Origin of the sequence: Micromonospora sp. NPDC049081 (assembly GCF_040648835.1) — a bacterium.
Taxonomy (GTDB): Bacteria; Actinomycetota; Actinomycetes; order Mycobacteriales; family Micromonosporaceae; genus Micromonospora; species Micromonospora antibiotica.
In genome coordinates this window covers 52,621-73,173 of record NZ_JBEZEK010000005.1, presented here as the reverse complement: position 1 = coordinate 73,173, position 20,553 = coordinate 52,621, and the positions used below count along the sequence as shown (strand labels likewise).

Below are 20,553 nucleotides of genomic sequence, written 5' to 3'. Positions count from 1 at the left end.
CTCGGTACGCCCACCCCGGCGAACGTCTCCACCCCGCGCGTTCCGGCCCCTGAACCTGGGATGGCCATGGTCAATCTGCCCGCCGCGCGGCGGCACCACAGGTCCCGTATCCGATATGCCTTCGGACTGCTCGCCCTGATCGGCGCGGTCATCACCGTCGCGGTGGTGACCCACTACCCGGCCACATCGGCCACCCGGCTCGCCGAGCCGGTACCGGCGCCCGAGATCACCGTGGTCGGGCGGGGCGACCTCCCGGCCGGCGACCCCGCCGCGCCCACCGACCCCGGCTCCGCCGCAGCGGCCGACGCAGGTTCGGGCGCAGCGGCCGACGCCGCCGCCCGTGAACCTGGCGACCCTGGCCCCGGCGGACCGGCCGACGCCGCCGCCGGACCCACGGCCGACCCGAACGGCGCGCAGTCGGGGGCGGGCGGCGGCACGTCCACGCTCACCGAGCCCCGACGTCCCTCGGACGACCCGCAGACCGTCGCCCAGTCGCTCTTCTACTCCGGTCTGCTCGGGCTGGCCATCTCCCTGGCCGGTCTGGGTCTGGTGGGCACCCGACGCCGGATGTGGTGAGCCCCGACGGGCCCGGTGGGCACCAGACGGCAGGGTGGCGCGGCGACGGACGTCGACCCGGGCCGGCGGCGGAACCGTCACCCGGTGGGGCTGGCCGTCGGCGTGGCGGTGCCGGCCCCGGTCGGCGACGCCGTCGGCTCGGCGGCCACCACCAGGGTCACCTCGTCCCCCGGCGACACCAGTTCACCCTGCCCCGGGTCGGTGGACAGGACGGTGCCGGCCGGCCGGTCCGACTCCCGCGTCTGTACCCGGGAGGACAGGCCGAGTCGACCCAGCAGGTTCTCCGCGGTCTCCTGGGAGAGCCCGACCAGGGGTGGCACGGCGATGGCGGCGGGGCCGGTCGTCGGCGGGGTGGTCGGCGGAGTCGTCGGCGCTGCGGTGGTCGGCGCGCTCGTCGTCGGGGCACGGGTCGGGGCGGTCGTGGTCGGGGCGGTCGGCGGTGGGGTCGGTGTCTCGTCCGACGGGGATTCCGCCGCCCGCAGGGCCAGCCAGATCCCTGCTCCGACGAGCCCGAGCAGCAGCAACCCGAGGACGCCCAGCAGGATCGGCGTCCACCAGCGCCGGCCGCGCTGATCCTCGCCGTACCACTCGGCCGGCTCCCGGGGCTCGTCCGGACGCGGCGGTGGCACCCCGGCCCGCCCGGACCACACCGGCGAACCGGCCGGCCCGCCACCGACCGGCGGCAACGGACGGGTCGCGTCCGCCGGCTCCTGCCGGGCGGTGGCGTCGGGCGGCCCACCGGCCCCCGGTCGTGCCGGGGGCAGGGGACGGGTCGCGTCGTCGGCGGGTGGCTCCTGGCGGTCGTCGCTCATCGCACGTCCTCTCGCCACCTGGCGGGCGGTAGGCCCCGGATCCGGGGTCGGTCTCCCCGGCCGGCCAGACGGTCGTGGCCCTCGGCCCCCAACGTAACGGTCCGGGGCACCATCCACCGGGATGGACGCGACGACCCGCCCCCTACCCCGTCGGCGTCGCCTCGGCCGTCGGCGTCGGACCGTCACCGCAGGAGATCGCCACCGCGTCGTTCCAGTGCGCGGTCGCGTCGGCCGCCGGCACCTGGGCGGTGACCTCGCCCCGGTTCCCGGTCGGATACCGGGGGAACAGGCCGACGTCACCCAGCTCGTCGGCCGCGTCCGAACAGTCCTCGCCGACCAGGTCCGGCACCTCGACCTCGGGGGCCGGCCCGCTGACCTCGACCCGCACCGTGGTGCCCGGCCGGACCGAGGTGTCCTGGGCGGGCACGGTACGGACCACCGTCCGCCCGGAGCCGGTGCCGAAGACCAGCCGCCAGCCGAGCTTGCGGTCGTGCAGTTCGTCGCGCGCCTTCTCGAAATCGAGACCGACCAGCCGGGGCACGGTCAGGCCACCCTTGGTTGCGGCGGGCGGCGGGGGCGTCGTGGCCCGCGCGGTGGTCGGCGGGACGGTGGTCGGTGCGGCGGACGGGCTCGCCGGTCCGGGGCCCGCCGCCGGGTTGGCCCCCGTGTCGGGGGTACCGGGGTCGGCCAGCACCCACCCGACGGTGCCACCGACGGCGGCCAGCAGCACCGTCGCCAGGGTGCCGCCGAGCAGCAGCCTGCCCCGGCCGGGCCGGTCGCGTTCCGTAGTGTCCTGTTCGGTGTACTCGTCGTCCATGCCGCTCCCGCCTCGTCCCCGAGACGGTACCGGCCGCTGCCCACCGGTCACCGGCCGTGCTCCGCCGCTCGTCCGACTCGCCGCCCCGACCAGGGGACGCTACAGTCCCGGCATGGCGGGACGGAGCTGGGGAGGATCGGTGCTCACGGCGGTGGGCGTCGCCGCCGGCGTGGGTGCCGCGCAACTGGGCTTCGGCTACGGCCTGGGCATCATCAACTGGGCACCGGTCGACGTCGGGGCCACCGAGCCGTCCTGGTTCGCCAGTCTCGCCTGGGCGACCTGGATCGCCGCCGTCTCCACCGTCGGCGGGGCGGTCTGCGCCCAGCGGCTGCACGAACGCGGTACGGACGTCGAGACCGGCGGCGCCCTGCACCGGGTCACCCTCGCGGTGGCGGGCGCGGTCGGCGCGTTGATCACCGTGCTGCTGGTCGCGGTGCCGTCCCGGGCCGCCTCCGTGCCGGACACCTTCTCGCCGCAGACCGTCGCGGCCGGATACGCCGGGGTCGGCGTACTCATCGGGCTGGTGGTGGCGGTGTGGACGCTGCACTCCCGGGCCGCGGCGACGAACGTGACCGCCACCGTCGGCTGGCTCTGGTTGCTGGCCGTGGTCTCCGTCGTCGACGGGGTGCTCGCCGGACGGGGGCTGACCAGCGCCCAACTCGGCATCTGGCAGATCGCCCAGGACAGCCCCCGCTTCTGGTTGCGGGACCACCTCTACTGGCCGGGAGCTTTGCTCGCCCTCGGCTCGGCGCTGCTGATCGGCGCGTTGGCCGCCCGGCGGGCCGCCCGTAGGGCGGAGTTGCGACTCGGTGCGGTGGTCTCCGGTGCCGCCGGCCCGCTGCTCGTCGCCGTCGCCTACTTCCTCGCCGTCCCCCGGCTGGCCACGATCTCGCCGGCCCAGGTCTCGGCCCACCTCGTCGCGCCGTACGCGGTCATCGTCGGGGCGGCCGGGTCGGTGCTGGTGGCCTCACTCGCCCAGCGGGCCGAGCGGCGTGCCGCCGCGCGGACGGCATCCGTACCGCACCCCCGCACCGGCGAGCTGGACGACCGGCCGGCCGACACCCATCCGGTCCCATCGTCCGATCCGGACGCCCGCGCCGACGTGGACGCCCCTACGGACCTGGGCGTCCCTGCGGACCTGCACGCGCGGGCCAACCAGGACGCCCGCACCGACGTGGGCGCTCGGGCCAACCCGGACGCCCGTGTCGACCCGGACACCCGTGCTGATCCCACGGCCGCCCCGGCGGACCCCCCGGCCACCCCGACCGACGCCCCGGGTGGGGAGCCGACGCCCTCGGCGGTGGGACGGGCCCGGCCGGTCCGCCGGGGTCGGGCCGCCCCGACGGCTCCGCCGGCCGGTGGGTCTCCGACCGGCGGGTTGCCGGCCAGTGGGTCTCCGGAGCAGGACCCCGGGTCGCCGGCCAGCCTGCCGGCGGACCCACCCGCCGTGCCCCGGCCCCGCCCCGGACGCCGCACCCCCTGACCTTCCCGGATGCCGGCCCTCTCCGGGCCACGTCTCGCCCGGCCCTCTCCGGGCCGCGTCTCGCCCGGCCCTCCGACTCGTCGGGGCACCGCCCTCCCGCGTCGGCGGCACACACCCATCCGGCGTCGCGACACACCGTCATGCGAAGCGGGTATGACACTGCGGCATGAATATGCCAGCCAGGCATACGCCCTTCGCGATAAACGGTCTCCGCCGACCCGCCGTCGCCGACCTGGGCAACGCTGCGTCGAGGGCAGGGCGGAAGGGGCAGGGCGGAAGGGGCAGGGCGGAAGGGGTGGGGCAGGGCGGAAAAGGGCAGGCGGGATGAAGGGGATCAGTCGACCGGCCAGGTGTGCACCGGCTCGTTACTGCGTTGCAGCTCGGCGTACCGGTTGGCCATGTGGTGCAGCGCCGCGTCCCGGTCCAGGTTGCGGTGCCGTTGCGCGGCCCACACCGTCTCGGTCTGCCAGACCGCGCCGTTGCGGCCGGTACGGCAGCGCTGCTCGATGATGCCGAGCAGGCGGTCCCGCTCGGTGGGGGCGACACCGAACCGGTCCAACCCGACGGCCGCCTTCGGCAGCAGGGTGTCGAGGACCAGCTTGGTGACCGGCACCTCGCCGAGCCGGGGCCAGTGCAGCACCGCGTCCATGCCCCGTCGGGCGGCGGCGTGGAAGTTCTCCTCGGCGGAGCTGAAGGTGAGCTGGCTCCAGATCGGCCGGTCCGACTCGGCCAGCCCGCGCGCCAACCCGAAGTAGAAGGCGGCGTTGGCCAGCATGTCGACCACGGTCGGGCCGGCCGGCAGGACCCGGTTCTCCACCCGCAGGTGCGGACGGCCGTTCATGATGTCGTACACCGGGCGGTTCCAGCGGTAGACGGTGCCGTTGTGCAACCGCAGCTCGGACAGCTGCGGGACGCCGCCACCGTGCAGCACCTCGACCGGGTCCTCGTCGGCGCAGATCGGCAGCAGTGGGGGGAAGTACCTGACGTTCTCCTCGAACAGGTCGAAGATCGAGGTGATCCAGCGTTCACCGAACCACACCCGGGGGCGTACCCCCTGGGCCTTCAGCTCGTCCGGGCGGGTGTCGGTGGCCTGCTGGAACAGCGCGATCCGGGTTTCGGCCCACAGTTGCCGGCCGTAGAGGAACGGCGAGTTCGCGCCCACCGCGACCTGGACACCGGCGATGGCCTGGGAGGCGTTCCAGTAGTCGGCGAAGCTGTCCGGGGCCACCTGGAGGTGGAACTGGAGGCTGGTGCAGGCGGCCTCGGGGACGATCGAGTCGGTGTGCGTCCGGAGCTGCTCCACCCCCCGGATGTCCAGCTCGATGTCCTCGCCCCGGGCACCGACGATCTGGTCGTTGAGCACCCGGTAGCGCTCGTTGGTGGAGAGGTTGTCGGCCACCAGGTGCTGCTCGGTCAGGGTGGGCAGGATGCCGACCATGACGATCCGGGCGTCCGACTTGGCCGCCCGCTCGTCGGCCCGGTCCAGGCTGCTGCGCAGGTCGGTCTCGTAGTTGGCGAACCCGGCCCCCTCGATCAGCCGGGGTGCCGCGTTCAGCTCCAGGTTGAACTGTCCCAGCTCGGTCTGGAAGAGCGGGTCGGCGATCGCGGCGAGGATCTCGTCGTTGCGCATCGCCGGTTCGGCGTCCGGGTCCATCAGGTTGAGCTCGATCTCCAGGCCGGTCATCGGCCGGTCGGCGTCGAAGCCGAAATCGTCGAGCATCAACGCGAAGACGTCCAGGCACCGCCGTACCTTCTGCCGGTAGCGGATCCGGTCCTCCCGGGAGAAGGCGCCCTGCTCGACGTCCCTACCCATTGTTTCCTCCCGGCGTGAGACGCCCGGGACGGTGAGCGTCCCGGTGCGCAGTGTGAACCACAACGGTAAGAGCGCCCACGCGCCGGGGCCAGTGCCCACCGGGTATGCGCTTGCCGCCTTCTCTACCCCGCCGCCGTCGCCCCGGCACCGGGAAGCGCCGTCGCCGGTCAGTGACAATCCACACCCGTACGCGTCGGGCCCCCGCTCGTGGAGAGCGGGGGCCCGGGGACGGGGTGGCTCAGGCCTGCCGGATGGCCTCGCCCTCGATCTCGATCTTGATCTTCTTGCCGACCAGCACGCCACCGGTCTCCAGGGCGACGTTCCAGGTCAGGCCGAATTCCTCACGGTCGATCTCGGTGCTGGCGGTGAAGCCGAACACGTCGGTGCCGAACGGGGTGCGGCCGACGCCCTCGAACTCGACCTCCAGCTCGACCTGACGGGTGACACCCTTGATGGTCAGGTCACCGAGCAGGACGAACTCGTTGCCGTCGTGCGACTTCACGGCGGTGCTGCGGTACTCCAGCGTCGGGAACTGCTCGACGTCGAGGAACTCGGGGCTGCGCAGGTGGCCGTCCCGGTCCGCCTGGGCGGTGTTGATGCTGGCCGCCTGGATGGTGGCGGTGACCGCGGACTGCAACGGGTCCTCGGCGACGGTGATGGTGGCGGTCGCGTCGGCGAACTCGCCGCGTACCTTGCTGACCATCATGTGCCGGGCGACGAAGCCCACCCGCTTGTGCGCGGCGTCCAGCAGGTAGGTGCCGGCGGCGGGAATGGTCAGGCCGTCCCAGTCGCGGGTAACCGACTCGGTGCTGGTCATGTAACTGCCCTCCGGGGAAGATTGTTTAGTAGCCCAACGACTGCCTGAGCAACTATAGCCACAGCAATATTCCCCGTGTCAAGCACTGTTAGGATGGTCTGGTGAACGAAAACGTGTTCGACGACCCCCGGATCACCGCCGTCGGCCTCCTGGTCGAGGCGCACGCCGGGCTCACCGCCCGGTTCACCGCGCAGTACGAGGAGCACGACCTCTCCGCAGTCGAGTTCGAGGTGCTGATGCGCCTGGCCCGCTCGCCGGGCAACCAGCTGCGGATGACCGACCTCGCCGCCCAGACCTCCCTGTCCACCAGCGGCGTCACCCGGGTGGTGGACCGGATGGAACGCGACGGGCTGCTCCGCCGTCGCGCCTGCCCGTCCGACCGGCGCAGCTCGTACGCGGTGGTCACGCCGGCCGGCATGCAGCGGCTGGACGAGACCCTGCCGGGTCACCTGCGGATCATCGAGCAGTGGTTCACCGGCCAGCTCGAACCCGAGACCCTGGCCGCGATGCTGGACGGGCTGCGCCGGGTACGCGACGCCGTCCACCCGGGGGCGACGGCCGGCAGCACCGACCAGGCACCCACCGACGAGCCGGCGTCCGCCTGCTGACCCGCCCACAGGGACCCGGGCGACCCACCGGCAGAAAAAGCGGCAGAACCCGGTCGACCCACCGGACGCACACTCGCCGATCCCCACAAATCGGATGTCCCGGCTGGCTAGCCTTCATCGCGCGGGGGGAGCACCGGGGGGTGCCGGCGCGAGCGATTGAGCGAGGGGTTTGACCAGGGGGCTTGTTCGCTCGCGCCACCCCCGCACCTCGACCGACGGGCTTCCGCGCCTCGGCCGACGGGCTGTCCACACCTCGGCCGACGGGCTTTCCTGCGCCTCGGCCGACGGGCGTTCCCGCACCTAGGCCAGCAGGTTCTCCTCCTCCGGTAGCAGCCGGATGCCGCTGCGCCGGCACACCTGCGCCAACCGCTGCCGCACCTCGGCGGAACCGGTGCTCGCGGCCAGCCCGACCAGCGCCTCGATCACGTCCCGTCGGTCCTGACCGAGCTCCCCGGCGGCGACCGCCACCGCGAACCACTCCGCAGCCAGCTCCCGGTCCCCCCGGTGCAGCGCCATCGTGCCCTCGATCAACGCGCACACCCCCTCCTCCGCCCGGACCGGCCCACCCCCGGCCGGACGACCCACCACCGTCCCCGCTTCCGCCGCCGTCCGGGTCCCGGACGGGCCCGGACGACCGTCGCAGCGCAGCTCGGCCAGGACCTCGGCCGCCTCGTCCACCCGGCCCGACCGGGCCAGCGCCAGGCCCACCGTGCCGAGCACCCGCCGTCGGTGCCCCGGGTCCCCCACCCCGACCAACGCGGCGACCACCCGCCGACCCTGCTCCACCGCGTCGCCGTGCCGGCCCTCCAACCGGGCCACCTCGGCCAGGTCGGCGCGGGCCAGCAGGCGCAGCCGGGGCTCCCCGCACTGGGCCGCCAGCCGGTCCACCGCGGCAAGTCGGCGTCGGGCGGCCGGCAGGTCACCGAGGCGGATCTCGTGCCAGGTCAGCTGGTGCTGGGCGACGGCCATGTCCCGGGTCCGGCCGTGCCGGGTGGCCAGGGTCAGCACCGCGTGCGCCTGTTCGGCCGCCTCGTCGTAGCCCCCGGTGGCGACCAGCAGGGTGCCGAGCACGATCCGTGCCGTCAGTTCACCGGCCACGTCGGCCCGGCCGGCGAGCACCACGAGCGCGGCGCGGGCGGCGGGCAGTTCCTGTGCCGCAGCGCCGTGCTCGGCGGCGAGCCGGGCCACCCCGAGCAGCGCCCACGCCCGCAGGACCGGATCGGCATCGGCGGTACGCGGGTCCGCGAGCAGCCGCCGCAGCCACTGCCGACCGCTGACGTCCCGCCCCCGCATCCGCCACCAGCGGGTCAGTCGGGCCGCCAACCGCAGCGCGGTGACCGGGTCGTCCCCGGCGGCGTGCGCCAGGGCCGCGCCGATGTCCCCGGTCGCCTCGTCGAGCCGGCGGGCGGCCGCGGGCTGTCGCGCGCCGACCAGATCCGGCGCGGTACGGGTCACCAGCCGGGTGATCACCACCGCGTGCCGGCGTCGTACGGCGGTCAACTCCCCCCGGCCGGCGGCCTGCTCGACGGCGTACTCGCGGACCGCGTCGAGCAGGCGGAACCGCAGCGACCCGGTACCCCGGACGCTGAGCAGGCCCAACTCGACCAGCCGGTCGAGCAGGGGCACCGGATCGACCACCGTCGCCGGATCCGGGTCGACGTCGTCGGCGAGCAGCTCCTCGGCCAGCTCCACCGACCACCGGTTGGCGAAGACCGAGAGTCGACGCAGGGCGGCCTGTTCGCCGTCGTCGAGCAGCCGGTAGCTGGTGGCCACCGCCTCCCGCAGGGTCACCGCCACCGTCGTGCGGGCCGGTTCGCCGGTACGACCCGACGGCGCGGCCTCCCAACCCCGCCCGCCGAGTTCCGGGCCGGCCAGGTCGAGCACCCGGTCGCCGTACCGGTCGAGCAGTTCGGGCAGGTCGAGGATCCGCCCACGGGCCGCCATCAGCTCGATCGCCAACGGCAGGCCGTCGAGCCGGCGTACCAGCGCGGTGAGGGCGGGCAGCTCGTCGGGGCCGGGCGGTTCGGGGCGGACCCGGGTCAGTCGGGTGGTGAACAGGGCCGCCGCCGGCCAGCGGGCCAGCTCGTCCGGGTCGACCACGTCGGCCGGGGGCACCTCCAGCGGGGCCACCGGGCGGACGAGTTCACCGGGGATGCCGACCGGGTGTCGTCCGGTCACCACCACCCGCAGGGTGGGTACCGCCGCGACGAGCAGGTGCAGCACCTCGGCCACCGGGTCGGGGGCCCGCTCGACCGCGTCGACCAGCAGCAGCGCCGGGCAGCCCCGGAGCCGGGCGGCCAACTCGGCGAGCCGGGCCGCGCCGAGCACCGCGCAGGCCGCGGAGAGCACGTCGTTGCCGTCGGAGCCGGTGCCGACCAGCACGCCGGCCACCCCGCCGGGGTGGGCGTGCGCCACCGCGTGCGCCACGGCCAGGGCGAGCGCGGTCTTGCCCACCCCGGCCAGGCCGACCAGGCTCAGCACCGGGGGCCAGCCGTCGCCGGTGAGCAGCCCGGTCAGCTCGGTCAGCTCCCGTTCCCGGCCGATCAGCTCGACCGCCGGGGGGAGCGCCATCGGCGTACCCGGCAGGTCGAGGTCCCGCAGGACGGTGCCGACGACAGGTCGGTGCGGCGGGCCGCCGCCACCCGGGTCGGTCGGGGCGGGGAGGGCCTGGCCACGGGCGCTGGCCAGGAAGCCGGCCCGGGCCTGGCCGGTCAGGCCGAGCGCCCCGGCGATCAGCTCGGTGGTGGTGCGTTGCGGCCGGTGCGACCGGCCGCGTTCCAGGTCACGGACCGTCCGCACGCCAACCCCGGCCCGCTGCGCCAGGTCGACCTGGGTGAGACCGGCGGCCAGGCGGTGGGACCGCACCAGCTCCCCGATCGGGGTACGACCACCCACGCCGGGCGAGTGATCATGATCCGGGGTCATGGGCAGGAAGGGTACGGTCGGGATACGACGCCGGGCAGCCCTTCGTCGGCCTACTGACGAAGGGCTGCGGATACCCGACAAACCGCTGTCGCCGCGCGGTGCCCCACCCGCCCGGGCGGGACGGTCACATGCCCAGGTCGCGGGCGATGATCATCCGCTGCACCTCGGAGGTGCCCTCCCCGATCTCCAGGATCTTGGAGTCCCGCCAGAACCGGGCCACCGGGTACTCGTTCATGAAGCCGTAGCCGCCGTGGATCTGGGTGGCCTCCCGGGCGTTGTCCACCGCGACGGTGCTGGCGTGCAGCTTGGCGATCGCCGCCTGCCGCTTGAACGGTTCACCGGCGAGCATCCGCGCGGCGGCGTCGTAGTAGGCCAGCCGGGCGGTGTGCGCCCTCAGCTCCATGTCGGCGATCTTGAACTGGATGGCCTGGTAGTTGCCGATCGGCTGGCCGAACGCCTGGCGCTCCTTCGCGTACTTCACCGACTCGTCGACGCAGCCCTGGGCGAGGCCGACGGCCAGGGCGGCGATGGCGATCCGCCCCTCGTCGAGGATCCGCAGGAACTGGGCGAAGCCCCGACCCCGCGCGCCGAGCAGGTTCCCGGCCGGCACCCGGCAGTCGTCGAAGGTCAGCTCGTGGGTGTCCGAGGCGTTCCACCCCACCTTCGAGTACCCGGGCGCGACGGTGAAGCCGGGGGTCCCCGACGGCACGATGATGGTGGACAGCTCCTTCGAGCCGTCCGGGTTGGTGCCGGTGACCGCGGTGACGGTGACCAGGGCGGTGATGTCGGTGCCCGAGTTGGTGATGAACGCCTTCGACCCGTTGATCACCCACTCGTCGCCGTCCAGGACGGCCCGTGTCTGGGTGCCGCCCGCGTCCGAGCCGGTGCCCGGCTCGGTGAGCCCGAATCCCGCGAGGGCCTCGCCGCTGAGCAGCCTCGGCAGCCACCGGGCCTTCTGCTCGTCGGTGCCGAACCGGTGGATCGGCATCGCGCCGAGGGAGACCGCCGCCTCCAGGGTGATCGCCACGCTGGAGTCGACCCGGGCCAACTCCTCCAGGGCCAGGCAGAGCGCGAAGTAGTCGCCGCCCATGCCGCCGTGCTCCTCGGGGAAGGGCAGGCCGAACAGCCCCATCTTGCCCATCTGCCGGACGATCTCGTAAGGGAAGGTGTGCCGCTCGTAGTGTTCGGCGATCACCGGGGCGACGGCGTCGCGGGCGAAGTCCCGCACGCTCTCCCGCAGCGCCTCGTGCTCCTCGCTGAGCCGGAAGTCCATCGGTTCCTCCTGTGCGGGTGCCTCCCCCGGACGCTCGTGACGCCGGGGACGGCGGATCGGCTGGACGACCGGTCGGTCCCGGTCGACGGCGGTGGCGGTGGCCCGGCGGTCAGTGACCGGGCGGTCCGGTGCCGACCGGTGTGGTCGGGGCGGCGGTTCGTGTTGCGGACGGCGGGTCAGGCGGGTCACCGGCGGCGGTCGGTCAGACCGGGGTGACACCGTGCCGGCGGCGGGAGAAGTGCCGGTCCTTGCTGCGGGCGGCGGTGAACCGGCGGACCAGTTCGGCGCGCAGCTCGTGCGGTTCGACGATCGTGTCGATCACCAGCTCACTGGCGAGGCGTACCACGTCGATGTCCCGCTCGTACTCGGCCCGCTTGGCGGCGACGAACGCGGCCCGCTCGGCCTCGTCGGGGATCGCGGCGATCTTGTTGGCGTAGACGGCGTTGACGGCCGCCTCGGCACCCATCACCGCGATCTTCGCGGTGGGCAGGGCGATCGTCGCGTCCGGCTCGAAGCCGGGGCCGGCCATCGCGTACAGGCCCGCGCCGTACGCCTTGCGCACCACCACACAGATCTTGGGTACGGTCGCCTCGGAGATCGCGGTGATCATCTTGGCCCCGTGCCGGATGATGCCCTGCTTCTCCACCGCGCTGCCGACCATGAACCCGGGCACGTCGCTCAGGAACAGCAGCGGCACGTTGAACGCGTCGCAGAGCTGCACGAACCGGGTCGCCTTGTCGGCCGAGTCGACGAAGAGCACCCCGCCCTTGAACATCGAGTTGTTGCCGACCACGCCGACGACCTCGCCGTTGAGCCGGCCGAACCCGATGGTCAGCTCCCTGGCCCAGAGTGCCTGGATCTCGAAGAACGAGCCGTCGTCGAGCAGGCCCTTGACGTACCGGCGCATGTCGAACGCCTGCCGCTCGCTGGCCGGCACCAGCGCGGCCAGGTCGGCCTTGGCGGGCGCGGCGACGGCCGGCGCGGCCGGCGGTTGCTGCTGCCAGTTCGACGGCAGGTAGGACAGGTAGTCCCGCACCACGTCGAGCGCGTCGGCCTCGGTCCTGCACAGGAAGTGCCCGACGCCGGACTCGGCGCAGTGCACCCGGGCCCCACCCATCGCCTCCAGGGTGGTCTTCTCCCCGGTGACCATCTCGACCATCCGGTCGGAGCCGAGGTACATGCTGGCGTTGCCCTCGACCATGGCCACCACGTCGCAGAACGCCGGGATGTACGCCCCACCGGCGGCGCTCGGCCCGAACAACGCGCAGACCTGCGGGATCGCCCCGGAGGCGCGGACCTGGTTCCAGAAGATCTTGCCGGCGCCGCGGGGGCCGGGGAAGAGGTCGACCTGGTCGGTGATCCGGGCGCCGGCCGAGTCGACCAGGTAGACCATCGGCACGCCTGTCGAGTAGGCCCGCTCGATGATCCGGATGATCTTCTCGACGGTGCGCGCGCCCCAACTGCCGGCCTTGACCGTGGAGTCGTTGGCCATCAGGCAGACCGGCCGGCCGTCGATGGTGGCGGTGCCGGTGACCACGCCGTCGGCGGGCAGCCCCTCGGCCAGTGCGTTGGCATAGAGGCCGTCCTCGACGAACGAGCCCTCGTCGACCAGGATGGCGACCCGCTCCCGGGCGAAGAGCTTGCCCTTGCCGGCGTTCGCCGCATGGTATTTGTCGGCCCCGCCGGAGCGGGCGCGCTTGCGCAGCTGCTCCAGTGCCGCACCGTCGAGCGTCACGCCGACCCCCTCGCCCGCGCCCCGTGGACGCGCCCGACCGCCACCCGCGCCGTCGGCGTCGTGGACGCGCCGACCAGCCTGAACGATCGTTAGGCTAGCGCATCCGGGCCTCACCCGACCACCCGACCGACTTCCGCTCTGGATATTGATACTCAACTATCGATGTGGCTACGCTCCAGACACCCCCTCCGGATTGGAGTGAGTCATGAACTCACGCATCAAGCGCCTCGCCGTCGCCGCCCTGGCGACGGCGACGGCGACCCTCGGCCTCACGGTCGCCAACCCCGCGCCCGCCTCCGCCGCGATGACCATCTGTTACAACACCAGCCAGGCGCCCAGCTACGCGGGCATCGCCAACCAGGCCGCGTCGATCTGGAACAACGCCACCAACAACCTGACGCTCACCGCGAACTGCGGCACCAACCTGCGGATCTACCAGATCACCGGCGGCGGCTCGTACGCCCAGCGCACCAGCCTCGGCAACGGCCGGGTCTACATCGACACCCAGCAGGCCGCCCAGTACAGCCCGCTGCGGATCATGACCCACGAGATCGGGCACATCCTCGGCCTGCCCGACAACTACAACGGCAACTGCGCGATCCTGATGTCGGGCGGCAGCGCCGGCACGAGCTGCACCAACCCGTACCCGAGCACCACCGAGGCGAACCGGGTCAGCAGCCTGTTCGCCGGCACCCTCAGCGCCAACGACCGCCGCAGCAGCACCGGCAGCCAGGTCTTCAAGGACAGCTGGCCGGGCCTGCTCACCGTGGGCTGACCCAGCGGACGATCCGACGGAGGGGCCGGCACCACGCCGGCCCCTCCCCGTCGCGGTCAGGGCCGGGCGGTCAACCGGGTACGCGGGCCGGCCCGCAGCACCCCCGACGGCAACCGCTTGCCGAGCAGCTCCTCGGCCAACTCCGCCACCCCGATCAGGGCGTCCAGGTCGATGCCGGTGTCGATGCCCATGTCGTGCAGCATGTGCACCGCCTCCTCGGTGGCCAGGTTCCCGCTCGCCCCCGGCGCGTACGGGCAGCCGCCAAGGCCGCCGACGCTGGCGTCGAACTCGGTGATCCCCAACTCCAGGGCGGTCAGCAGGTTCGCCAGCGCGGTACCCCGGGTGTTGTGGAAGTGCAGCAGCACCGGCACGTCAGGCTCCCGGTCGCGGACGGCGGTGACCAGCTCGCGGACCCGCCGGGGCGTACCCATGCCGGTGGTGTCGCCGAACGCGACCCGGTCGGCGCCGTCGCGGACCACCCGCTCGACGATCCCCGCGACCCGCCCCGGATCGACGTCCCCCTCATACGGGCAGCCGAAGCTGGTCGCCACGATCACCTCGGCCCGCGCGCCCGCCGAGTGCAGCAGGTCGATCAGCTCGGCGATGTCGTCGAGCGACTCGTCGGTGGAGCGGTTGACGTTGCGCCGATTGTGCGTGTCGCTGGCCGAGACCACCACCTCGATCTCGGTGAAACCGGCGGCCAGGGCCCGCTCGGCACCCCGGGTGTTGGGCACCAGCGCCGAGTAACGCACCCCGTCGACCTTCCCGGCCTGCCGCCACACCTCGTCGGCGTCGGCCATCTGCGGGATCGCCCTGGGGTGCACGAACGACACCGCCTCGATCCGGCGGACCCCGGTGCCGGAGAGCGCGTCGAGCAGCCGCACCTTGGCCCCGGTGGGGATCGGCTCCTCGTTCTGGAGCCCGTCGCGCGGCCCGACCTCCCGGATCGACACCGCCGCTGGCATCTGACTCATGGTCACCTCGCTGTGACATCGGGTCGCCGGGGGGTCGTCCCGGGCCGCCGCCCCTCGTGGGAACGACGACCGGCGACGCCGGACGACCGGTGGTCCCTCCAGGGAACACCACGCCTGCCGCCGCCGCCATGTCGCCCCGGGTGTCGGGGGCCGGAACCGACCCCCGACACCCGGGAGATCAGCGCTGCGCCGGGCCTTCCACCAGCTCGGCGGTGCTGCGCAACACCGCCGCGACGGCACCCGCCCAGCCGACGGCGTCCTCGCGGCCCAACACCAGCGCCATCGCCACCGCCCCCTCCGCGAACAACGCCGCCGACCGCAGGCACCGGCCCACCCGACGACGGTCCAGGCACGGTGGCGCGCCCCTGGTCGATCTTCCGCTTCCCATGTCTCCACCTCTGACGACGCAGTACCCGCCGATGGAACCCATCGGTCGAGGTGTGCCCGGCCGGCCGCCCAACCGTCGGCGGCCGCCCCCGCACGCCAGGCACAACGACCGGTCGGGCCGTCCAGCACGCTCCACTTTGGCCGGGCAGCACGGGTGCCACCCGGCCAAAGTGGAGCGTGGCCGGGCGCTCTCGGGGCAACGGAACCGGGGCCATGACAGCAGCGTCCTACCCGGACAACCACCCGGCCAGAAACCGACCACGGGCATTGATGGAGGCGGTCATCATGGCTGGGTACGGGTACGAACCAACCCCCGATCCGGCAGCTCTGCGAAAGGTCCGCGCATGACCTCCGACACCAGCACGCCGACCCCGCCGACGGGACGGCATCAGCGGCACTGCCTCGTCCCGCGCGAGCAGTTGGCCGCCGACTACGAGGCCCGGTACCGCTCGAAGGCGGTGTCCGAGTACGCGCTGGCCGTCCGCGACCTCGTCGAGCTGTCCCCGGAGATCGGCGCGGTCGACACCTGGAGCCGACTGGCCGCCCGGATCTGCCACAAGCGGTCCGGCCGCACCTGGGCCACCTGGCGCAAGCGGCTGTCCCGGCATTTCACCACGGAGACGAAGGGGCCGCCGTGGCAGACCGTCGAACTGGTGGTCAGGCACACCGTCGCCGACGCGGACCGGGTGGCGACCCTGAGTCGACTCGAAGGGCTCTACGAGGCGGCCCGGGGTGAACCGCCGACGAAGCGGCGACGGGCCTCCGACGACCCGGCCCACCCCGAGGGTGTCGACCTGCGGGCCACGCCCGACGGGGCAGACTCCACCGCAGGCGACGCTCACCAGATCATCGCCCAACTCAAGGCGGAGAACGCCTCACTGCGGCGCACGCTGGCCGCATGGGAGGCCCAGAACAAACTGCTGCGCGCCACCGTCGAGGCAGCCCGGACGCGACGCCCGCCCTTCGGACCGCTCGACGGCGGCGGCCACCCGGGGGACGTACCGCGACCACGGGAGACCACCCTGTTGGAGGGGCTGGCCCGCAAGGACCGCAACCCCGGGCACTTCCCGGCCGGCCCGACCCCGACCAACGACGCCCCGGCCGGTCGGCACCGCCCACCCCGGATCGACACGGTGTCGTTGCCGCCCCGGCTCGACGTCGTCGGCCCGCCGCCGCACCGGCCGACGCCCCGGCCGCACCCGCCGGGCGGGATCCGGCGGGCCTGACCACGCCGGGCGGGTCAGGCCCCTCCGGTCAGCGCATCCGGCCGACGATGCCGGTGTCGTAGTCGCCGGAGACGAACTCCTCGTTGGTCAGCAGCTCGGTGAAGAAGGGCAGGTTGTTCTTCGGGCCGGCCAGCGCGAAGTCGGCCACCGCCGTCCGGGCCCGCTCGATCGCCTCGGCCCGGTCCGCCCCGGTGACGACGAGCTTGGCCAGCAGGCTGTCGTAGAACGGAGTGACCGTGTTGCCGGCGGCATAGCCGGAGTCGACGCGTACCCCCTCACCGGTCGGCTCCACCCAGGTGCCGATGACGCCGGGTCCGGGCAGGAACCGCTTCGGGTCCTCCGCGTTGATCCGCAGCTCGATCGCGTGCCCGCGCGGGGTCAGCGCGTCCGGGTCGAAGGTCGGTGGCAGGCCGGCCGCCACCCGCAGCTGCTCCTCGACCAGGTCGACGCCGTAGACCAGTTCGGTCACCGGGTGCTCCACCTGGAGCCGGGTGTTCATCTCCAGGAAGAAGAACTCCTGCGTGCCCGGGTCGAGCAGGCACTCGACGGTGCCCGCGTTGCGGTAGCCGACCGCCTCGCCGGCCCGCACGGCGGCGGCCAGGAACCGCGCCCGCAGCTCCGGTGACACCGCCGGGGAGGGGGACTCCTCGACCAGCTTCTGGTTGCGCCGCTGCACCGAGCATTCCCGCTCGCCGAGCGCCACCACCCGGCCGTCGGCCAGGCCGAGGATCTGCACCTCGACGTGGCGTACCCGGGGGAAGTAGCGCTCGATGAGCACCGAGCCGTCGCCGAACATCCGCTCGGCGAACGCGCGGACCTTGTCGTACTCGGTGCGCAGCGCGGCCTCGTCGGCGGCCACCTGCATGCCCATCCCGCCGCCACCGGCGGCGGCCTTGACCATCACCGGGTAGCCGATCTCCGTGGCGGCGGCGACCGCCGCGTCGAGGTCGGTGGCCGGTTCGGTGGTGCCGGGCGCGACCGGCACCCCGGCCGCCGCCATCAGGTTCCGCGCGTTGATCTTGTCACCCATCGCGGTGATCGCGTCCGCGCCGGGCCCGACCCAGATCAACCCACGGGCCTGCACGGTACGGGCGAAGTCGGCGTTCTCCGACAGGAAGCCGTAGCCGGGGTGGATCGCCTGCGCGCCGGTGGACTCGGCGGCGGCGAGGATCGCCTCCACGTTGCGGTAGCTCTGGGCCGGGTTCGCCGGTCCCACGCACACCGCCTCGTCGGCCTCGACCACGAACGGCAGGTCGGCGTCGGCCTCCGAGTGCACCGCGATCGCACGGATGCCGAGCCGCTTCGCGGTACGGATGATCCGGCGGGCGATCTCGCCCCGGTTGGCGACCAACAGCGACTCGATCATGTTTCCTCCAGCGTCCAGGGTGGGGACGGTTGCTCAACGTCCAGGGGTGCGGACGGATGCCAGGAAACCACGGTCGGGCCGTCGGCCACGACCCGGGCAGGAGTGTCGGGGGTGGCCCGGGCAGGAGAGGGGTGCTCCGGTCAGGAGTCGGTCTCGGCCAGCAGGGCGGCCAGCGCGGCGGCCCGCAGCAGCGCCGCCCGACGCCGCCGGTCCACCTCACCGCCGAGGAACGGGGTGGAGTTCATCAGGCCGAACGCGGCGTGTGCCAGCACCCGCGCCTCACCGTCGGGCAGCCCGGGGTGCAGTGCGGTCAGCACGGTCACCCACTCCTCCACGTACAACCGTTGGAGCTTGCGGATGCGGCGGCGCGGCTCGTCCGGGAGGCGGTCCAGCTCGTGCAGGTGCAGGGCGATCACGGCCGGGTTGGCCAGCGCGAAGTCGACGTGGAAGTCGATCAGCGACTCCAGCGCACCGCGCGGGTCGCCGGGACGACCGGCGGCCCGGTCCCGGCCGCCGTCGAGCAGCCCCTCGCTGACCGGGATCAGCGCGGCGGCCAGCATCGCCTCCTTGCCGGCGAAGTGGTGGTAGAGGGCCGGGCCGGTCACCCCGGCCGCCGCACCGATGTCGTCCATGGAGACCCCGTGGTAGCCCCGGGCGGCGAAGAGCCCGACCGCGATCTCCAGGATCTCGTCGCGCCTCGACCGGCGCCGGCCCGCGCTGCCTGCGCTGCCCCTAGCCTGCTGCCCCACAGTCACCTGGCAAGCGTAGACCTCAGGCCGGACACCGGGGCCCCTCGGTTACCCGCGGGTTCACCAGGCGGACAGTGGCCGGTCGACGGGCAGCGCCGGAGATCGCCGGACGGCGTGCCCCGCCGGCCCTAGCCTGGGAAGGGAGGGAGGGCGCGGTGACGACACGACAGCCGGACCGGTCGCTGCTGCTCGCCGGTGGCCTGCTGGTCGGCGCGGGCCTCTTCGACGTGCTGTCCGGGATCGGCGACGTCGACAGTGGCGACGTCTACGTCTCGCTGCACGCCGACGGACTGGTCTTCTACGACCTCACCAACTGGGCCTGGCTGCACGTGGCGAGCGGGGTGCTGCTGGTGGCCACCGGTCTGGTCACCGCGTTCGGCCGACGCCGCTGGGGGACGGCGGCCCTGGTGGTCGGCGCGGCGGTCGTCGTCGTCCACGTGCTGTTCGCGCCGTACCACCCGATCGAGGCGTTGATCGTGGTGGGGCTGGTCCTGGCCGCCCTCCGGCTGGTCGTCCGGCACCGGCGCGGCAACCGGGACGACGCGCGGGTCAGGACGGCTGACAGACCTTCCCGGTGAAGGACGGGTCCGGCTGCCGGACGTCGTTCCAGGCCGGGTTGATCCGGATCGCCAGCGGGGGCGCCTGCCAGCCCGCGCCGAGCTGCTGGAGCAGTGGGTACTCCCGACGCATCCGGCTCTCCGGCACCCCGGCGAGGAAGTGGATCAGACGGTCCTGGACCAGTGACCGGCCCAGCAGTCCGCCGTGCACCCCGGGCATCTGGAACACCGGGATGCCGGTGTAGTCGCCCGGCGGCGCCTCGGTGGCCGTGGTGGTCGGCAGGAAGGCCAGCATCCGCACGCCCGGCACCGGGCACATCAGCTGGTTACGGTAGAAGGGCGCGTTGTCCAAGAGGGACCTGATGAACGGATCGTCCGGGCCGGCCTCGGAAACCCCGAACAGCGCGACCGCCCCGAGCAGGGCACGCAACTGCGAGCCGGTGACCACTCCCCACCCGTGGGCCGCCCCGGCGGGCGGGTAGTAGGCACGACCGGCGTTGATCAACGGGCTGAACATGACCAGGGTGTCCACCGCCGCGTGCGGGCGCTGCGCGAGATAGGTGCGGCCCAGCAACGCACCCTCGCTCTCCCCGATCAGGGCCACCGGGCGGCCGGTACGCCGGTGCAACCGGTCCACCTGCGTCTCCAGCAGGACGGCACCGCTCTCCAGCGACCGGTTGGTGTCCACCGGCCGGTACGGCAGCGGCCGGCCGTCCCCGCCCAGCCCCCGGTAGGAGAACCGTTCCACGTTCGCATCGACGGGCGGGGTCCCGTCGTAGGCGGAGCCGTGGCCGGCGAGGACGATCACCGCGTGCCGTACGTCGGCCGGGAGCCGCTGCCCGAGGACCACCTGCTCGACCGTCACCCCGGCCGGGACGACCTGCACCAGCAACGGGATCGCCAGCGGGACGGCGAGGGCCAGCGCGACGGCGATCGGGGTGACCGGCACCCGTGCCCAGCGCACCCGGGGGGCCAGCACGGCGACGTGCACGGTGCGTTCCCAGAGCAGCCCGTTGGCCGCCCCGGCGAGCAGGGCGACCGGCACCGTCCACCAGCCGGGGACGCTCCAGCACAGCGCGCTGGCCACGGTGATCACCACGAAGTTCAGCAGTGACCAGCCCACCAGCGAGATCGACGGCAGGCCGCGCCACCACGGCCCGACCACGGCGGCCCGTTGCAGGAACGGTGCCAGCAGGAACATCGGCAGCAGCGAGGCGAGCAGCACCCAGGAGAGCGCGACCACCGAGGCCGCCACCGAGATCAGCGCCCACGGGGCGACCAGCACGGTGACCACCGCGGACAGCCCGAGGTTGCGCCCGAACAGCCAGCGCAGGCCGGGCCGGTCCACCTCGGTGGGCCAGGCGAGCGCGACCAGCCCGGTGGTGAGCAGTCCGCGGAACCCGATCAGCAGCAGCAGCCCGACCAGGAACTCGGCCCACGAGTCGTGGTAGACGTACAGCCAGCGCAGGTCGTGGTAGGTGTCGTACGGCCAGACGGCGGTGACCTGGGCGGACAGCCCCTCGGCGGCGATGAACCCGAGGCGGACCAGCAGCACCGCCTCGACCGCCGGGGGCACGGCGGTCAGGGCGCACAGCGCCAGCAGGCGGGATCGCGGTCTGCGCACACCCTCTCCTCACCAGGTAACCGGGGCTCCCCTAGC

The 20,553-nt window shown here is 73.6% G+C and carries 18 protein-coding genes and 1 pseudogene; 6 read left to right on the top strand and 13 right to left on the bottom strand.

Annotation, left to right across the window (positions count from 1 at the left end):
* Positions 1–60 precede the first annotated feature (60 nt).
* Positions 61–576, top strand: a complete 516-nt coding sequence (locus AB0B63_RS10370) for a hypothetical protein (RefSeq protein WP_357016677.1) — start codon at positions 61–63, stop codon at positions 574–576.
* Between the two features lie 77 nt (positions 577–653).
* Here the strand turns inward: AB0B63_RS10370 and AB0B63_RS10365 are convergent, their stop codons facing one another.
* Both AB0B63_RS10365 and AB0B63_RS10360 read right to left on the bottom strand, forming a co-directional pair.
* Complete coding sequence (locus AB0B63_RS10365; protein WP_357016674.1) at positions 654–1,388, bottom strand: PASTA domain-containing protein; 735 nt, start codon at positions 1,386–1,388, stop codon at positions 654–656.
* A 142-nt stretch (positions 1,389–1,530) separates the two neighbouring features.
* Entirely contained in the window at positions 1,531–2,205 is a 675-nt protein-coding gene (locus AB0B63_RS10360) for a PASTA domain-containing protein (protein WP_208565218.1), read from the bottom strand.
* Positions 2,206–2,317: 112 nt separating this feature from the next.
* On the opposite strand from AB0B63_RS10360, the pseudogene AB0B63_RS10355 reads away from it, so the two are divergent.
* A pseudogene (locus tag AB0B63_RS10355) lies at positions 2,318–3,199 on the top strand (hypothetical protein); the annotation flags it as partial.
* On the opposite strand, the gene AB0B63_RS10350 reads toward AB0B63_RS10355, so the two are convergent.
* The 3 genes from AB0B63_RS10350 to AB0B63_RS10340 form a co-directional block, all read right to left on the bottom strand.
* Positions 3,173–3,349 (bottom strand): hypothetical protein, encoded by a 177-nt coding sequence (locus AB0B63_RS10350; RefSeq protein ID WP_357017096.1) that lies wholly within the window; start codon positions 3,347–3,349, stop codon positions 3,173–3,175. The pseudogene AB0B63_RS10355 and the gene AB0B63_RS10350 sit on opposite strands and share 27 nt — an antisense overlap.
* A gap of 673 nt (positions 3,350–4,022) precedes the next feature.
* Entirely contained in the window at positions 4,023–5,501 is a 1,479-nt protein-coding gene (locus AB0B63_RS10345; protein WP_208565217.1) for a glutamate--cysteine ligase, read from the bottom strand.
* A gap of 238 nt (positions 5,502–5,739) precedes the next feature.
* Positions 5,740–6,318 (bottom strand): YceI family protein, encoded by a 579-nt coding sequence (locus AB0B63_RS10340; RefSeq protein WP_208565216.1) that lies wholly within the window; start codon positions 6,316–6,318, stop codon positions 5,740–5,742.
* A gap of 101 nt (positions 6,319–6,419) precedes the next feature.
* On the opposite strand from AB0B63_RS10340, the gene AB0B63_RS10335 reads away from it, so the two are divergent.
* Positions 6,420–6,926: a MarR family transcriptional regulator gene (locus tag AB0B63_RS10335; protein WP_208565215.1), complete on the top strand. Its 507-nt coding sequence runs from the start codon at positions 6,420–6,422 to the stop codon at positions 6,924–6,926.
* A gap of 300 nt (positions 6,927–7,226) precedes the next feature.
* Here AB0B63_RS10335 and AB0B63_RS10330 read toward each other — a convergent pair whose 3' ends face one another.
* The 3 genes from AB0B63_RS10330 to AB0B63_RS10320 all read right to left on the bottom strand — a co-directional run bounded on the left by AB0B63_RS10330 (position 7,227) and on the right by AB0B63_RS10320 (position 12,859).
* The gene (locus tag AB0B63_RS10330; RefSeq protein WP_357016669.1) at positions 7,227–9,851 is read right to left on the bottom strand and encodes a helix-turn-helix domain-containing protein; all 2,625 of its coding nucleotides are present in this window, start codon (positions 9,849–9,851) and stop codon (positions 7,227–7,229) included.
* Between the two features lie 124 nt (positions 9,852–9,975).
* Complete coding sequence (locus AB0B63_RS10325; protein ID WP_357016666.1) at positions 9,976–11,124, bottom strand: acyl-CoA dehydrogenase family protein; 1,149 nt, start codon at positions 11,122–11,124, stop codon at positions 9,976–9,978.
* Between the two features lie 202 nt (positions 11,125–11,326).
* Positions 11,327–12,859, bottom strand: coding sequence for an acyl-CoA carboxylase subunit beta (locus AB0B63_RS10320; protein WP_208565212.1), 1,533 nt, complete (start codon positions 12,857–12,859; stop codon positions 11,327–11,329).
* Positions 12,860–13,064: 205 nt separating this feature from the next.
* On the opposite strand from AB0B63_RS10320, the gene AB0B63_RS10315 reads away from it, so the two are divergent.
* The gene (locus tag AB0B63_RS10315) at positions 13,065–13,634 is read left to right on the top strand and encodes a snapalysin family zinc-dependent metalloprotease (RefSeq protein WP_208565211.1); all 570 of its coding nucleotides are present in this window, start codon (positions 13,065–13,067) and stop codon (positions 13,632–13,634) included.
* Positions 13,635–13,690: 56 nt separating this feature from the next.
* On the opposite strand, the gene AB0B63_RS10310 is transcribed toward AB0B63_RS10315, so the two are convergent.
* A complete protein-coding gene (locus tag AB0B63_RS10310) occupies positions 13,691–14,599 on the bottom strand; it encodes a hydroxymethylglutaryl-CoA lyase (RefSeq protein ID WP_208565801.1) in 909 nt (302 codons plus the stop codon).
* A gap of 187 nt (positions 14,600–14,786) precedes the next feature.
* On the bottom strand, positions 14,787–14,996 hold the full coding sequence (locus tag AB0B63_RS10305; protein ID WP_357016661.1) for a hypothetical protein: 210 nt from the start codon (positions 14,994–14,996) through the stop codon (positions 14,787–14,789).
* A gap of 343 nt (positions 14,997–15,339) precedes the next feature.
* Between AB0B63_RS10305 and AB0B63_RS10300 the strand changes: the two genes are divergently transcribed.
* Entirely contained in the window at positions 15,340–16,221 is an 882-nt protein-coding gene (locus AB0B63_RS10300) for a hypothetical protein (protein WP_357016658.1), read from the top strand.
* A gap of 28 nt (positions 16,222–16,249) precedes the next feature.
* Here the strand turns inward: AB0B63_RS10300 and AB0B63_RS10295 are convergent, their stop codons facing one another.
* A complete protein-coding gene (locus AB0B63_RS10295; protein WP_357016655.1) occupies positions 16,250–17,587 on the bottom strand; it encodes a biotin carboxylase N-terminal domain-containing protein in 1,338 nt (445 codons plus the stop codon).
* Between the two features lie 140 nt (positions 17,588–17,727).
* A complete protein-coding gene (locus AB0B63_RS10290; RefSeq protein ID WP_208565207.1) occupies positions 17,728–18,342 on the bottom strand; it encodes a TetR/AcrR family transcriptional regulator in 615 nt (204 codons plus the stop codon).
* Positions 18,343–18,491: 149 nt separating this feature from the next.
* Between AB0B63_RS10290 and AB0B63_RS10285 the strand changes: the two genes are divergently transcribed.
* The gene (locus AB0B63_RS10285; RefSeq protein WP_357016651.1) at positions 18,492–18,914 is read left to right on the top strand and encodes a hypothetical protein; all 423 of its coding nucleotides are present in this window, start codon (positions 18,492–18,494) and stop codon (positions 18,912–18,914) included.
* Here the strand turns inward: AB0B63_RS10285 and AB0B63_RS10280 are convergent.
* Positions 18,886–20,517 (bottom strand): hypothetical protein, encoded by a 1,632-nt coding sequence (locus AB0B63_RS10280; RefSeq protein WP_357016648.1) that lies wholly within the window; start codon positions 20,515–20,517, stop codon positions 18,886–18,888. The genes AB0B63_RS10285 and AB0B63_RS10280 overlap by 29 nt on opposite strands.
* Positions 20,518–20,553 lie beyond the last annotated feature (36 nt).

Coding starts and splice junctions, on each gene's coding strand:
- AB0B63_RS10370 (WP_357016677.1), top strand. CDS start 61: ATGGCCATGGTCAATCTGCCCGCCGCGCGGCGGCACCACAGGTCCCGT.
- AB0B63_RS10365 (WP_357016674.1), bottom strand. CDS start 1,388: ATGAGCGACGACCGCCAGGAGCCACCCGCCGACGACGCGACCCGTCCC.
- AB0B63_RS10360 (WP_208565218.1), bottom strand. CDS start 2,205: ATGGACGACGAGTACACCGAACAGGACACTACGGAACGCGACCGGCCC.
- AB0B63_RS10345 (WP_208565217.1), bottom strand. CDS start 5,501: ATGGGTAGGGACGTCGAGCAGGGCGCCTTCTCCCGGGAGGACCGGATC.
- AB0B63_RS10340 (WP_208565216.1), bottom strand. CDS start 6,318: ATGACCAGCACCGAGTCGGTTACCCGCGACTGGGACGGCCTGACCATT.
- AB0B63_RS10330 (WP_357016669.1), bottom strand. CDS start 9,851: ATGACCCCGGATCATGATCACTCGCCCGGCGTGGGTGGTCGTACCCCG.
- AB0B63_RS10325 (WP_357016666.1), bottom strand. CDS start 11,124: ATGGACTTCCGGCTCAGCGAGGAGCACGAGGCGCTGCGGGAGAGCGTG.
- AB0B63_RS10315 (WP_208565211.1), top strand. CDS start 13,065: ATGAACTCACGCATCAAGCGCCTCGCCGTCGCCGCCCTGGCGACGGCG.
- AB0B63_RS10310 (WP_208565801.1), bottom strand. CDS start 14,599: ATGCCAGCGGCGGTGTCGATCCGGGAGGTCGGGCCGCGCGACGGGCTC.
- AB0B63_RS10305 (WP_357016661.1), bottom strand. CDS start 14,996: ATGGGAAGCGGAAGATCGACCAGGGGCGCGCCACCGTGCCTGGACCGT.
- AB0B63_RS10300 (WP_357016658.1), top strand. CDS start 15,340: ATGACCTCCGACACCAGCACGCCGACCCCGCCGACGGGACGGCATCAG.
- AB0B63_RS10295 (WP_357016655.1), bottom strand. CDS start 17,587: ATGATCGAGTCGCTGTTGGTCGCCAACCGGGGCGAGATCGCCCGCCGG.